Annotated in this window: 12 protein-coding genes; 4 read left to right on the forward strand and 8 right to left on the reverse strand. The window is 70.7% G+C overall.

Annotation, left to right across the window (positions count from 1 at the left end; all coding sequences use genetic code 11):
• A complete protein-coding gene (locus tag ACIPEK_RS06845; protein ID WP_266361911.1) occupies window positions 1–450 on the reverse strand; it encodes an SRPBCC family protein in 450 nt (149 codons plus the stop codon).
• A gap of 107 nt (window positions 451–557) precedes the next feature.
• Window positions 558–1364, reverse strand: a complete 807-nt coding sequence (locus ACIPEK_RS06850) for a metallophosphoesterase (protein WP_383075685.1) — start codon at window positions 1362–1364, stop codon at window positions 558–560.
• A gap of 280 nt (window positions 1365–1644) precedes the next feature.
• On the opposite strand from ACIPEK_RS06850, the gene ACIPEK_RS06855 reads away from it, so the two are divergent.
• Entirely contained in the window at window positions 1645–3441 is a 1797-nt protein-coding gene (locus ACIPEK_RS06855) for an AMP-dependent synthetase/ligase (RefSeq protein ID WP_401991568.1), read from the forward strand.
• Window positions 3442–3532: 91 nt separating this feature from the next.
• Here ACIPEK_RS06855 and ACIPEK_RS06860 read toward each other — a convergent pair whose 3' ends face one another.
• Window positions 3533–4675 carry a glycosyltransferase family 4 protein gene (locus ACIPEK_RS06860; RefSeq protein ID WP_401991571.1) on the reverse strand — a complete coding sequence of 381 codons (1143 nt, stop codon included), beginning with the start codon at window positions 4673–4675 and terminating at the stop codon, window positions 3533–3535.
• 110 nt (window positions 4676–4785) lie between these two features.
• Between ACIPEK_RS06860 and ACIPEK_RS06865 the strand changes: the two genes are divergently transcribed.
• Entirely contained in the window at window positions 4786–6036 is a 1251-nt protein-coding gene (locus ACIPEK_RS06865) for a glycosyltransferase 87 family protein (RefSeq protein WP_401991573.1), read from the forward strand.
• Between the two features lie 202 nt (window positions 6037–6238).
• Here ACIPEK_RS06865 and ACIPEK_RS06870 read toward each other — a convergent pair whose 3' ends face one another.
• From ACIPEK_RS06870 to ACIPEK_RS06890, 5 genes are all read right to left on the reverse strand, one after another.
• Window positions 6239–7495 (reverse strand): hypothetical protein, encoded by a 1257-nt coding sequence (locus ACIPEK_RS06870; RefSeq protein ID WP_401991576.1) that lies wholly within the window; start codon window positions 7493–7495, stop codon window positions 6239–6241.
• A 17-nt stretch (window positions 7496–7512) separates the two neighbouring features.
• Window positions 7513–8544, reverse strand: a complete 1032-nt coding sequence (locus tag ACIPEK_RS06875; RefSeq protein ID WP_401991579.1) for an NlpC/P60 family protein — start codon at window positions 8542–8544, stop codon at window positions 7513–7515.
• A gap of 237 nt (window positions 8545–8781) precedes the next feature.
• Window positions 8782–9810: an NlpC/P60 family protein gene (locus ACIPEK_RS06880; RefSeq protein WP_401991582.1), complete on the reverse strand. Its 1029-nt coding sequence runs from the start codon at window positions 9808–9810 to the stop codon at window positions 8782–8784.
• A gap of 284 nt (window positions 9811–10094) precedes the next feature.
• Window positions 10095–11456: an NYN domain-containing protein gene (locus ACIPEK_RS06885; RefSeq protein WP_401991585.1), complete on the reverse strand. Its 1362-nt coding sequence runs from the start codon at window positions 11454–11456 to the stop codon at window positions 10095–10097.
• A gap of 37 nt (window positions 11457–11493) precedes the next feature.
• On the reverse strand, window positions 11494–11736 hold the full coding sequence (locus ACIPEK_RS06890) for a hypothetical protein (protein ID WP_093893615.1): 243 nt from the start codon (window positions 11734–11736) through the stop codon (window positions 11494–11496).
• A 161-nt stretch (window positions 11737–11897) separates the two neighbouring features.
• On the opposite strand from ACIPEK_RS06890, the gene ACIPEK_RS06895 reads away from it, so the two are divergent.
• Complete coding sequence (locus ACIPEK_RS06895; protein WP_401991589.1) at window positions 11898–12650, forward strand: rhomboid family intramembrane serine protease; 753 nt, start codon at window positions 11898–11900, stop codon at window positions 12648–12650.
• Complete coding sequence (locus ACIPEK_RS06900; protein ID WP_093543818.1) at window positions 12647–12928, forward strand: Lrp/AsnC family transcriptional regulator; 282 nt, start codon at window positions 12647–12649, stop codon at window positions 12926–12928. Before ACIPEK_RS06895 ends, ACIPEK_RS06900 begins: the two co-directional genes overlap by 4 nt.
• Window positions 12929–12940 lie beyond the last annotated feature (12 nt).

Consider the following 12940-nt stretch of genomic DNA (forward strand, 5'->3'; position numbering starts at 1 on the left):
TCAGGCCTTCGGGACGGACTCGACGCGCTTCTTCAGGCCGGCCAGGGCGCGGTCGATGATGACCTTCTCGGCCTTGCGCTTGATCATGCCGAGCATCGGGATCTTGACGTCGACGGTCAGCCGGTAGGTGACCTCGGTGCGGTCGCCGTCGCCGAGCGGGGCGAGCGCGTAGGAGCCGTCGATGGCGCGCAGCATCTGGGACTTGACGAGGGTCCAGCTGACCTCGTAGTCGCCGATCCAGGTGTACGCGAGGGTGTGGTCGTCCTTGATCGCTCCGGCGTCGAGGACGAGACGGACCTTCTCGGCGCGGCCCTGGTCGTCGGTGGAGAGGACCTCGGCCTCCTTGACCTCGCCGGTCCACTCCGGATAGCGGGCGAAGTCGGCGATCACTCCCATGACGTCGGCCGGCGCCGCCTCGATCGTGATGCTCGAGCTGGTGTGTTCAGCCATCGCCGTGGCTCCTCCAGTGCGGTGTACCGGTGCGTCGGCAGAGGCCTGCCGTCAGAAGGCTATCGCGTGTGCGCGGCACCTCGTTCCAGGGTCCGGTGCCGGTGCCGTCACCATTCCAGCGCCCAGGGCCTGCCGGTGGACGCGAAGTGGCCGACGTTCACGCATTCGGTGGTGCCGATCCGCATCCGGCGGACCAGCGGCTGGTGGACATGGCCGAACAGTGCGTACCGGGGGCGGGTCCTGCGGATGGCGTCGAGCAGGGCCCGGCTGCCGCGTTCGAAGCGGCGGGCCACCGTGTCGTACGTCAGCTCCGGCACATCGGGGGGAATGTGGGTGCAGAGCACGTCGACCGGGCCGACGGCCCCGATCTTGGCCGCGTACTCCTCGTCGTTGATCTCGTACGGGGTGTTCATCGGGGTCTTCAGGCCGCCGCCGACGAAGCCGAATACGCGGCCGCCGATCTCGACGCGGTCGCCGTCGAGGACGGTGGTGCCCGGGCGTGCGTACTCGGGCCACAGGTCGGGGATGTCGACGTTGCCGTAGGTGGCGTACGTCGGGGTGGGGAAGGCGGCGAAGAGTTCGGCGTACTGCTTGCGCACCGCCGAGACGATCGCGGCGTTGCGGTCCATGCCCGCCCACAGGCCGCGGCCGAACTCGCGGGCCTCCTCGTAGCGGCGAGCGGTGCGCAGTTCGACGATCCGGTCGGCGTTCTCCACGCCGAACAGATCGGGGAAGATGCCGCGCGAGTGGTCGGCGTAGTCGAGGAAGAGCACCAGGTCACCGAGGCAGATCAGCGCGTCGGCGCCGTCCCCCGCGCGGGCCAGGGCCTCGGTGCTGCCGTGCACATCACTGACCACATGAACGCGCGTGCGCCGTGCGGTCGAGGTTCCTCGGCTGTTCGGTCCGGCTGGCATGACGATCACCCTAGAACTCTGCTGCCCACCTGGGTAGAGGCCGCCGGACCTGCGACGACCTCCGGGCGGTGATCACAGTGGACTACTGTGCGCGCAAGGATCACCGTTGTGTGTGACGCATAAGACATCTGGCCGGAACCCCCTATCGGGAACCGAGTACTGGTGGGTAACGTCCGGGCAGTCCAGTCGTGCTCACCCCACTGAGCACCCGCCAGTCCTGGACCGCAGCCGGTGCGTCACACAGAGCCGTGGCACCGGAGCCCGATGAGGAGCAGCAGTCTTGCGCGAGTTCAGCCTTCCGGCCCTGTACGAGGTCCCCTCGGACGGCAACCTGACGGATCTCATCCGCCGCAATGCCGCTCAGCATCCCGATGTTGCGGTGATGAGCCGCAAAGTGGCGGGAGTGTGGACCGATGTCGACGCCACACAGTTCCTGGCCGAGGTCAGAGCCGTCGCCAAGGGCCTGATCGCTGCGGGCATCGAAGCGGGCGACCGGGTGGCCCTGCTCTCCCGTACGCGCTACGAGTGGGTACTGCTCGACTTCGCGATCTGGAGCGCGGGCGCGGTCACCGTCCCGGTGTACGAGACCAGCTCGCCCGAGCAGATCCAGTGGATCCTCGGTGACTCCGGTGCCACCCTGTGCATCGTGGAGTCGGAGGCGCACCGGGCCTCCGTGGTCTCGGTCCAGGCGGATCTGCCTGCCCTGAAGGGCATCTGGCAGATCGAGGACGACGCGGTCCGCCAACTGTCGGCGACCGGCGAGGACGTCTCGGACGAGACTCTGGACCTGCGGATGGCGAGCGCCAAGGCGGACGACCCGGCCACCATCGTCTACACCTCGGGCACCACCGGCCGCCCCAAGGGCTGCGTGCTCACGCACCGCAGCTTCTTCGCGGAGTGCGGCAATGTGGTGGAGCGGCTGAAGCCCCTCTTCCGTACCGGCGAGTGTTCGGTGCTGCTCTTCCTGCCCGCCGCGCATGTCTTCGGACGGCTGGTCGAGGTGGCCTCGGTGATGGCCCCGATCAAGCTCGGCTGCGTACCGGACATCAAGAATCTCACCGATGAACTGGCCTCCTTCCGGCCGACGTTGATCCTCGGTGTGCCGCGGGTCTTCGAGAAGGTCTACAACTCGGCGCGCGCCGGGGCGCAGGCCGACGGCAAGGGCAGGATCTTCGACAAGGCCGCGAACACGGCGATCGCGTACAGCCGCGCGCTGGGCACCCCTCAGGGCCCGTCCATGGGCCTGAAGTTCAAGCACAAGATCTTCGACCGGCTGGTCTACAGCAAGCTGCGGGCCGTCCTCGGCGGACGCGGCGAGTACGCGATCTCCGGCGGCGCACCGCTGGGCGAACGGCTCGGCCACTTCTACCGCGGTATCGGCTTCACGGTGCTCGAGGGCTATGGCCTCACCGAGACGTGTGCGGCCACCGCGTTCAATCCGTGGGACCGGCAGAAGATCGGTACGGTCGGCCAGCCGCTGCCCGGCTCGGTCGTCCGGATCGCCGACGACGGCGAGGTACTGCTGCACGGCGAGCACCTGTTCACCGGCTACTGGAACAACGAGGTGGCGTCGGTCGAGGCGCTGGCCGACGGCTGGTTCCACACGGGCGACATCGGCACGCTCGACGAGGACGGCTATCTCGCGATCACCGGACGCAAGAAGGAGATCATCGTCACGGCGGGCGGCAAGAACGTCGCTCCCGCGGTGATCGAGGACCGCATCCGCGGGCACGCCCTGGTCGCCGAGTGCATGGTGGTCGGCGACGGGCGGCCGTTCGTGGGCGCACTGATCACCCTGGACGAGGAGTTCCTGGGCCGCTGGGCCGAGGAGCACGGCAAGCCGGCCGGCTCGACGGCCGTGTCGCTGCGTGAGGACCCGGAGCTGCTGGCCGAGGTGCAGCGGGCGGTGGACGACGGGAACGCCGCGGTGTCCAAGGCGGAGTCGGTACGCAAGTTCCGCATCCTGGCGTCCCAGTTCACCGAGGAGGCGGGTCACATCACACCGTCGCTGAAGCTGAAGCGGAATGTGGTGGCGAAGGACTTCGCGGACGAGGTCGAGTCGATCTACCGGGGCTGACCGAAGCACGTGAGAGGGGGCCCGCACGGCGCGTGCGGGCCCCCTCTCACGTACTCGCGCGGGCTCCCTCGGCGTACCGCGTCACGTGGGCTCAGAGCAGCGCACGGAGCCTGTCGGCCAGCAGGTCCCAGCGCCACTTCTCCTCGACCCAGGCCCGCCCCCGCTCCCCCATCCGCTGCCGCAGCTCCGGGTCACGGAGCAGGGTGACGATCCGGTCGGCCGACTCCTCCACGGAGCCGCCGCGCACCACCCACCCGGTCTCGCCGTCGAGCACGGCGTCCGGCGCACCGCCCGAGTCGCCCGCCACCACCGGCAGTCCGGTCGCGGACGCCTCCAGGAAGACGATGCCGAGGCCCTCCACGTCGAGGCCGCCCCGACGGGTCCGGCACGGCATGGCGAAGACGTCGCCCGCGCCGCAGTGGGCAGGCAGTTCGTCCCACGGCACCGGCCCGGTGAAGCGCACCGAGTCGCCGACGCCCGTCTCCTCGGCCAGCCGCTTCAGCTCCTTGGCGTACGGTCCGCCACCGACGATCAACAGCACCGCGTCCGGTACCTGCGCCAGGATCGCGGGCATCGCGAGGATCAGCGTGTCCTGGCCCTTGCGCGGCACGAGCCGTGACACACAGACGACGACGGGCCGGTCCGAGAGCCCGAGCCGGGCCCTGATCAGGTCCCCGCCGGAGTCCGGGTGGAAGGTCTTCTCGTCGACGCCGGGCGGCAGTTGGACCATGCGGTCCGCCGCCTCGGGGCTGAGTGTGGTGGCGATCCGGGAGCGGGTGTACTCCCCCAGGTAGGTGATCGTGTCCGTGGTCTCGCCGATCCTGCCCAGCAGCTGCCGGGCCGCGGGCAGCTGGGCCCAGCCCGCCTCGTGCCCGTGCGTGGTGGCGACCAGGCGGCGGGCTCCGGCCCTGCGCAGCGCCGGAGCCATCAGCCCGAGCGGGGCGGCGGCGCCGAACCAGACGGATGTGCAGCCGTGTACGCGCAGCAGCTGCACCGCGCGCCGGGTGACCCGCGGGGTCGGCAACAGCATCGTCGTACGGTCTCGGACGACGGTGAACGGCTGCTCGGCGTCGAAGGCGGCGGTGGCCGCGATGCCTTCGGGGCTGCGCTTCCAGGTGGAGGTGTATACGACGATCTGTCCGGGGTCCAGGCGCAGTGCCATGTTGTGCAGGAATGCCTGGATGCCGCCGGGGCGGGGCGGGAAGTCGTTGGTCACGATCAGGGTCTTGTCCATCCCGGCCGACAGTACCGGGCGGCCGGGCCGATGGCTCTCGCACAGGCCCGGCGGGCATCATGGCTCGTCGTACCCACCGAGTACCCACTGACGAAACGGATGAGGCGTCCATGACGGGATCGACCGGCGCGCGGCTCGCTCTCGCGGTGTGGGCCCTCACCAGGGTCGCGCTGCTGCTCTGCGTCACGAAGGTGATCACGCTGCCCGGACCGGACGTGACCGGTGATGTCTCGGTGATCTACCACGGCTGGTCCGAGGTCCTGAAGACCGGTACGTACCCGCAGTCCGACGTCACCTGGCAGTACCCGCCCCTCGCCGCGCTCGCCATCCTCTCCCCCGCCCTGCTCCCGTTCCTGGACTACACCTCGGCCTTCTTCGTCCTCGCGTTCCTGTGCGACGGGCTGGTGCTGGGGCTGCTGCTGTACGCGGGCCGCCGGACCGGCCGGTGGACGGCGGGCGCCTGGGTGTGGGTGGCGGGGGTGCCGCTGCTCGGTACGACCGCGTACGCCCGCTACGACGTGATGGTGGCGGCGGTGGCGGTGTCGGCGCTGTTTGCGGGGGTTCGGCATCCGCGGGTGCTGGGGGTGCTGGCCGCCGTGGGTGCGCTGCTGAAGGTGTGGCCGGTGCTGATCCTGGCCGGTACCGCGCGTGGGCCGCAGACCCGCCGGGCGTGGACGGCCGCGGCGGTGGCGGCGGCCGGGCTGCTGGTGGTCTGCACCGTGGCGATGCCCGGCGCGCTGGCCTTTCTCGGCTTCCAGCGCGACCGGGGCACCGAGGTCGAGTCGCTGGGGGCACTGGTCTTCCATGTGTGGCGGCAGTTCGGCTGGCAGGGCCGGGTGGAGCTGCACTACGGCTCGATGGAGTTCCTGGGTCCGCAGGTGCCGCTGGTGAGCACGCTCGCCCTCGGCCTGTCCGTCGTGGCCTTCGGCTGGCTGCTGGTGTGGCGGCTGCGGGCCTGTGACTTCCGGGTGAACACCCCGGCCGACGCGGCGTTCACGGCGGTGCTGCTGTTCACGACGACGAGCCGGGTGATCAGCCCCCAGTACATGGTGTGGCTGGTCGGCCTGGCGGCGGTCTGCCTGGTCTTCCGCGACAGCCGGATGGGGCTGCCGGCCGTTCTGGTCCTGCTCGCCACGGGCATCACTCAGCTGGAGTTCCCGCTCGGGTTCGTCCATGTGGTGACCAGCGACGCGACGGGCGTGACGCTGATGTTCCTGCGCAACGGCCTGCTGGTCGCGGCGACGCTGATCGCCTGTCGGCAGCTGTGGCGGCAGACGGTGTCCGGGGTGCCGTACGAGGGCGACCGGCCGCCGGCCGCCCGGTCCGGCACCGGCCGGGAGGCTGAGCCGGTCGGCTCCTGAGCTCGTCTCGCTCGGAGCCTGTCGGGTGACCTCCGATCGGATAGCGGACGCGGTCCGGTGCGTGCGATTCCAAGGCGGAGGAGGGAGTCGACGCGAAGGGCCCCCCATGCCTTCAGCTATGGGGGAGTCGGTGACTGACGACAACGCGGGAAGCGTGCGTGCCAGGGCGTGGCCGCCCGGTCGGAGGCCACCCGACAGGCTCTCAGCCGAGCCGGGAGCGCAGATACTCCCGCCAGCGTGCCGTGAAGTCCTGCGGGGTCGTGGAGAGCACTTCCTGCATGGCCTGCTCCACCGCCCCGTCCCGCCCTGAGTGCCCTCCGACGGCCCGGTAGAAGGCGAAAAGCTTCTTCTCACCCCAGTGGTCGGCGATCAGCTCACAGGCCAGCCAGGCACCCTCGTACGCCCTCGCCAGGCGTGCGGGGTCCCCCGCGAAGCCGAAGTCCTCGTCCGTGGGGAGCTCGGCGGGCGGATCGCCGCGCAGGACGGCGCCGGCCAGTTCGGGCGCGGCCTGGGCGGCGGTACGGTCCTCGGCGCGGTAGGCCGCCCAGTCGGCGAAGCCCTCGGAGAGCCAGGTCGGGGTGGCGGCGGAGGTACGGGTGCGGGTGGCGACATGGGTGATCTCGTGGGTGAGGACGATCCGCTGTCCGAAGGTGCCGAGCATGCCGTACGCCTGCGGGTTGACGATCACCCGGTCCGCGGGCGCCCGGTCCGGACCGCCGGTCTGCGCGGTGGTGACGGCCGCGATGCCCCGGTAGTTCGCCGCCGGTGACCCCAGCAGATCCGCCATGTCCTCCATGGTGTGCGGTACGAGCACCACCACACGGCCTGCCCAGCGTTCCGGCCAGGCGTCCGAGACGGCGGGCACCGCACGGTCCGCGGCCCGGGCGATCCGGCGCAGCTCCTGCTCGGTGCGCCCGACCCCGAGGACGAGGCTGTGCTTTCCGTCCACCACCTGGACATCGCCCTGCTGCCAGAGCTGCCGGCCGCTGTCCTTGGCCGCCCGGTCGCCGACGATGTACCAGCGGTCGTCCGCGCTGTCCCGCCTCAGATCGAGCACCCGGTCCGCGGCGACCGGTGCGGCGTCGTAGCCCTTGATCCGGTAGCGCAGCTGTATGTCCGCGGTCGCCCGGTCGGTGCCCTGTCCGGTCACGTCCGTCAGCCGGTACGACCATGAGCTCAGCGGTACGTCCGCGAGGTTGTCCAGTTCCCGGCGCTGGGCCGTGCGCAACCCGGTGGCCCGCGGGTCTATGGCGGCCAGATAGGCGTCCGTGTCGTGGTCCAGCACGGCGGCCGCGCGGCGGTCCAGGGTGGCGCGGATACCTCGGGCGGTGGAGTCCGGGGCGGCGCCGTCGTCGGGGGCCGCGCAGGCGGAGACGAACAGCAGCCCGGCAAGCAGCACTCCCGCCGTACGCCGTCCTCCGATACGTCCCCGCCGTGCGGTACGCCGTCTGTCAGCCACCCGGTCGAGGGTACGGGTCAGATACGGGTGACCGAGGAGACGGGCATCATGCCGACGGGGTCGTGGCGCACCGGGGCGCCCGGGTACGGGGCGTGGATCACCTGGCCATTGCCGACGTACATGCCGATATGGCCGGCGTCCGCGCGGTAGGCGACCAGATCGCCGGGGCGGGCCTCGGAGAGCGGCACCATGTGTCCCGCGTACCGCTGGGCCTGTGAGGTGCGCGGCAGGCTGACTCCGGCCTGGGCGTACGCCCACTGCATCAGCCCGGAGCAGTCGAATCCGGCCGGCCCGTTGGCCCCCCAGATGTACGGGCGGCCCAGTGCCTGCCGGACCGCCATGACGGCTGCGGCCGCCCGTGCGGAGTCGGCCGGCAGACCGGCCGTGGCCGGGAACACGTCGTCGCGGCCGGAGCGCGAGGACCGCTCGAAGTCCGCCCGGTCGGCGCCGGGCAGCGCGTCCAGCAGCTGCTTGGCCCGGGCGAGCTTGCCCTCGACGGTCCGTTTGTGGCGGGTGGCGGCCGCCCTGTTGCGCTCCAGATCGGCCAGCGCCCGGGCGGCCTCCGCGCGGGTCTGCGCGAGAGAGCGCTGAGCCTGCTGGAGCCGGCGCAGCTCGGTGGCCTGATGCTCGGTCAGCCGGTCCAGGGTGGCCGCCCGGTCGAGGTAGGTGTCCGGGTCGGAGGAGAGCAGCAGAGCGAGCGAGGGATCGAGGCCGCCCGAGCGGTACTGAGCGCTCGCCACCGAACCGAGCGCCGTACGCATCCGGTTGAGGCGTTCCTGGTCGCGGGCCGCCCGGTCCTGAATCCGCGTCAGCTCGCCACGCAGCCGGTCGGCGTTCTCACCGGCCTTGTTGTACTGCTCGGTGGCCCGCTCCGCCTCGCTGTACAGCCGGTCGAGCCGGGCCTTGGCGGTCCGGGGCGTGTCCTGCGGGTCGGCGTTCGCGGTGGCCGCCCCGAGGGTGGCGGCCGCGGTCGCCGCCGCGGCCGACAGAACAGTGACCCGGGCGCCCCGGTTGAGGCCGGGCTGTGTGGAACGGCGATGGGACACCACTGGACGCCGCACTCCCTTCCGCTGTACGCAGACGCGCGCAGCCCCTGCCGCCCGGGGCGGGCGGACCGACGACCGGGAGCTGCACGGCAGGCAGACAGTAGTCGGACGGTTACGGAGCGGCCAAAGGCCGCGCCGGGCGGCAGGGCGGCAGAAACGGCGACGCCCCGCCGGTGACCTGTGGTCTCCGGCGGGGCGGACTGTCTGCGCGGGCGCGGGAATTCGCCCGTTCGGGCGTCGTCAGCCGACGCGCACGCCGAACTGGAAGCTGCCGATGGTGTTCATCGACTCGTAGCGGACGAACGTGCCCGGGTACGGGGCGTGCAGGACGGTGTTGTTGCCCGCGTAGAGGCCCACGTGCTCGGTGTTGTTGAAGAAGACCAGGTCTCCCGGCTTCAGTGCGCTGCGCCCGATATGGACGCCGTCGTTGACCTGGGTGTATGTGACCCGGGAGATGCTGACGTTGGCCTGGGCGTAGGCCCACTGGGTCAGCCCGGAGCAGTCGAAGGATCCGGGGCCGGTACCGCCACGGCCGTACGGCTTGCCCACCTGGGTGGCGGCGGCGTTCAGGGCGGCGGAGCCCCAGGCGGAAGCGGGGGCCTCGTTGCCGAGTTCGACCCGGTCGCTGGCGGCGCGGCTGGCACGCTGGTCGTCCTCGCGCATCTTCGTGCGCTCGGCCTGGGTCATCGTGTTGAGCAGGCGCTGCGCCTCGGCCAGCTTGTCCTGGAGCTTCTTCTTCTTCGCGCCGAGCGTCTTGCGCACGTCCGCGAGGTCACCGAGCTTGTCCTGGGCCTCCTTGCGCTCCTGCGCGAGGACCCGCTGCTTCTCCTGGATCTCCCCCAGGGTCTCGGTCTGCTTGGCCGTCAACTGGTCGAGGGCCGAGGCCTCGTCGAGGAAGGTGTCCGGGTTGGACGAGAGGAAGAGCTGCACCGACGGGTCGATGCCACCGGAGCGGTACTGGGCGGCGGCGAGCGAACCGAGGCCGTTGCGCAGGTTGTTGATCTCCTGCTGGCCGCGGGCCACCTTGTCCTGCAGCGCGCCGACTTCCTTCTCCAGCTTCTGCTGCTTCTCCTTGGCGCCGTAGTACTGCTCATTGGCCGCGCCGGCCTCGTGGTTGAGCTTGTCGACCTTCGCCTTGACCTCGCCCTTGGAGGGCTTCGGATCGGCGTGGGCGGCCTGGGAGGTCAGGGCCACGGCCGCGGCGGCGGTCACGGTGAGCACGGTCACACGGGCGCGGCTCGGCTGCTTGGGACGACGGTGGGACGCCACGGAGGCGAGCTCCTTCTTCCTCGAGCCGCCTACCGGGCTGTGGGGGACATGAATCCCCGGCTCCGTGCACGTCACGGACTCGGCGGTGCCTTCGCCGTCACCCCGAATGGGTGATCAACCGTGCGAAGGTTCGAGGCCTGACCCTAGTGACCAACTTGTGATCAGTTCAAATCCTCACAAGAAAAATCTCGTCACAGGCCGCACTTCTTTACCCACGACACACGGGGTGTAGCGGTGACTTGACGGTCCGTTCCCTGAATTCCACCGAGACCCGGCAAGTGCCACTAGACGCGCGAAAGGCGCTTCAGGAGCAAGACGGACGCAACGGGCCTGGCGCCCGCCTTGGCCACTCCGTCGGCGACTTCGCGGTCGGTGGAGACCACCACGACGGGCCGGCCCGGCGGTTCGGCGCGCGCCAGCTGACGGATGAGTTCATCAGCGGTCACACCGGGCTTGCTGAACAGCACCCGGACCCCGCGCGGCGGTGCGAGCAGCACCGGGGCGGCCAGTTCGGCACCGTCGAAGACACAGGTCATCTCGGCACCGGTCTGCGCCGCGAGCACCGCGAGACCGCCCAGCAGCCTCAGCCGCTGCTTCTCCAGCGGCAGCTGCGGATAGCCGGTCTTGGTGACGTTGTAGCCGTCGACGATCAGATGCGCCTGCGGCAGCGCGAGCAGCTGGTCGAGCAGGGCCGGGTCGGTCTCCGAAAGGGCCCTGGCGGCAATGTCCTTGGGCGACATCCGGCCCGGCTCCACCGCGTCAACACTGTCCGCGGGGCGGATGGAGGAGGGCGGCAGGGCCAGTTCGCGACGGAGCCCGCGGGCCGCGTCGAGCACCGTGTCCAGCAGCAGCCGCAACCGCATGTCCTCGACCGAGCGGCCCTCCCTGGCGGCCCGGCGGCCCGCCTCTACGGACGCCTCGGCCTCACCGAGCCGCGCCTTGAGCCGACGGCTCTCGCTCTCGGCCGCGGAGACCTGGGCGGCCGCCTCGGACCGTACGGCGTCGGCCTCGGCCCGGCTGCGGCGCAGCGCGGCCTCGCCGCGCTTGACCTCGTTGACGACACTGCGCAGTTTGCGCTGAAGGGATTCGACTTCCTTGCGGGCCGCGTCCAGCTCTCCGCGGAGCCGTTCGGTCTCGCTCTTCGTCTGGGAGCGGGCCTGGGCGAGTTCCTCGCGCAGCCGTTCCAGCTCACGGCGGCTCTCCTCGTCGGCGCGCTCGGCACCGGCCCGCCGAGCCTCCTCGCCGGCGGCGGTGACCAGCTTGACCCAGCCGGCCGGGCGCAGCACATAGGCCGCGGCGGCCACATCGACGGGGTCGGCGGCGGCGGGCGGCGAACCGGCCTCCAGCGCGGCCGTCAGCTCCGGCTGCCCCTCCTTGAGCCGTTCGCCGATGCGCCGGCGGAACAGTGCGTCGCCCTCCAGCGCGGCCGCCATCGCGTTCCCGGCAAACTTGGCGCGCCGGGTCGGGGTGAAGCGGGCGTACTGCCTCAGCTGGGCCGGCAGTTCGGTGACCGTCAGGTCGCCGAACGCGTCCGAGACCAGCGCGACGACCCGTCGCCGTACACCTTCGGGCAGCGGGCGGTCGAGCGCCTCGACGGCGTCGTCGGCCGCCTCGGCCGACTCGGCGCCGCTAGCGGGCTGCTCCACCATCCGTCACCCCAAATTGTCTGTCCGCCCGGCCCCGTCAGGAGTCGGCACCCGGCCTGTCCACCAGTTCGATCTGATCCACCGCGTTGCACCACCGGCAGCGCACCGACTCGATGGTCTCACTGACCACCTCGCGTTCCTCGACGGTGGACTCCCCGGCCAGGTCGAGATGGACGTATTCGATGACCTTGGAAGAACGCGTCACGTCGAACCGTGTGAGATTTCCGCAGAGCGTGCAGCGCCAGCGGGTCCCGTCGGTCGGCTGGGGAACCGTCGTCATCGTGCGTCCTCTTTCGTCGAGCCTCGTGCTGCCTGCTTCAAGGATCTCGCGGTGCGCCGTCGAACTGCGGATGTCCTGCCGTAACCCTACGGCCTGGCCACGTCCCCCCGACACGGCGAGGCGGTCTGTCCCGTTCCCTCCGCTTGCGTCATGCTCTGTTCATGATCGATCGGCGGGCTGCGGCCGCCAGATTAACCAGTGGACTCCTACGGACGCTCACCTCGGGCGGACCGCCCGTGGCCTATGCCCTGATCGCCCTGTGCTGTCTGGTCTTCCTGATCAGTCCGCTCTCCGGCTTCAACCCGTCCTACGGCACCGCCGACGCCCTGCTCGCCGCCCAGGCCGGATACTTCGAACGCTGGGGCGTGATCCCGAGCGAGCTGTGGGACGGCTCCGCACGGGCCCTGCTCACCCCGCTCACCGCCCTCTTCGTGCACGGCAGCTGGCTGCATCTGCTCGGCAACATGCTCTTCCTGTACGTGTTCGGGGCGATGACCGAGGAGCGCATGGGCCATGCCGAGTTCACCTTCTTCTATCTCGGCTGCGGCTATCTCGCCCTGGTCTCCTACGCTGCCGCGCACGCCACGTCCGACCAGACGCTCGTCGGTGCGTCGGGGGCGATCTCGGCGGTGCTGGGGGCGTTCCTCTACCTGTTCCCCAGGGTCCGGGTCACCAGCCTGTTCCCGTTCCTCTTCTTCCTGCCGCTGCGCTTCCCCGCCTGGATCGTGCTGATCTTCTGGTTCGTCCTGCAGTGGCTGGCGGTCCGGGGCGCGGGCAGCGGGGGCCCCGGCGTGGCCTATCTGGCCCATGTGGTCGGCTTCGCTCTCGGCTTCCTCTACGCCTGGGGGCGCTACCGGCGTACGGATAGAGTGAAGACTCCAGCCACGGCCACCGAGGGAGAAAGCCAGCCGTGATCACCGCGATCGTGCTCATCAAAACCAGCGTGGACCGGATTCCCGAGATCGCCGAGGCCATCGCAGCGCTGGACAGCGTCAGCGAGGTCTTCTCGGTCACCGGTACGTACGACCTGATCGCCATGGTCCGGGTGGCCAAGCACGACGATCTGGCGGACGTCATCCCCGGCCGGATCAGCAAGATCCCCGGCGTCGAGGCCACCGACACGCATGTGGCCTTCCGTACGTACTCGCAGCACGACCTGGAGGCCGCCTTCGCCATCGGCCTCGACGCGTAGGTACGCCCCTTA

This window comes from Streptomyces sp. NPDC088246, assembly GCF_044741025.1.
Taxonomy (GTDB): Bacteria; Actinomycetota; Actinomycetes; order Streptomycetales; family Streptomycetaceae; genus Streptomyces.

What these genes read in the sequence shown, in the direction of transcription:
- ACIPEK_RS06865 (WP_401991573.1), top strand. Translation starts at nt 4,786, where the DNA reads ATGACGGGATCGACCGGCGCGCGGCTCGCTCTCGCGGTGTGGGCCCTC.
- ACIPEK_RS06860 (WP_401991571.1), bottom strand. Translation starts at nt 4,675, where the DNA reads ATGGACAAGACCCTGATCGTGACCAACGACTTCCCGCCCCGCCCCGGC.
- ACIPEK_RS06850 (WP_383075685.1), bottom strand. Translation starts at nt 1,364, where the DNA reads ATGCCAGCCGGACCGAACAGCCGAGGAACCTCGACCGCACGGCGCACG.
- ACIPEK_RS06890 (WP_093893615.1), bottom strand. Translation starts at nt 11,736, where the DNA reads ATGACGACGGTTCCCCAGCCGACCGACGGGACCCGCTGGCGCTGCACG.
- ACIPEK_RS06845 (WP_266361911.1), bottom strand. Translation starts at nt 450, where the DNA reads ATGGCTGAACACACCAGCTCGAGCATCACGATCGAGGCGGCGCCGGCC.
- ACIPEK_RS06895 (WP_401991589.1), top strand. Translation starts at nt 11,898, where the DNA reads ATGATCGATCGGCGGGCTGCGGCCGCCAGATTAACCAGTGGACTCCTA.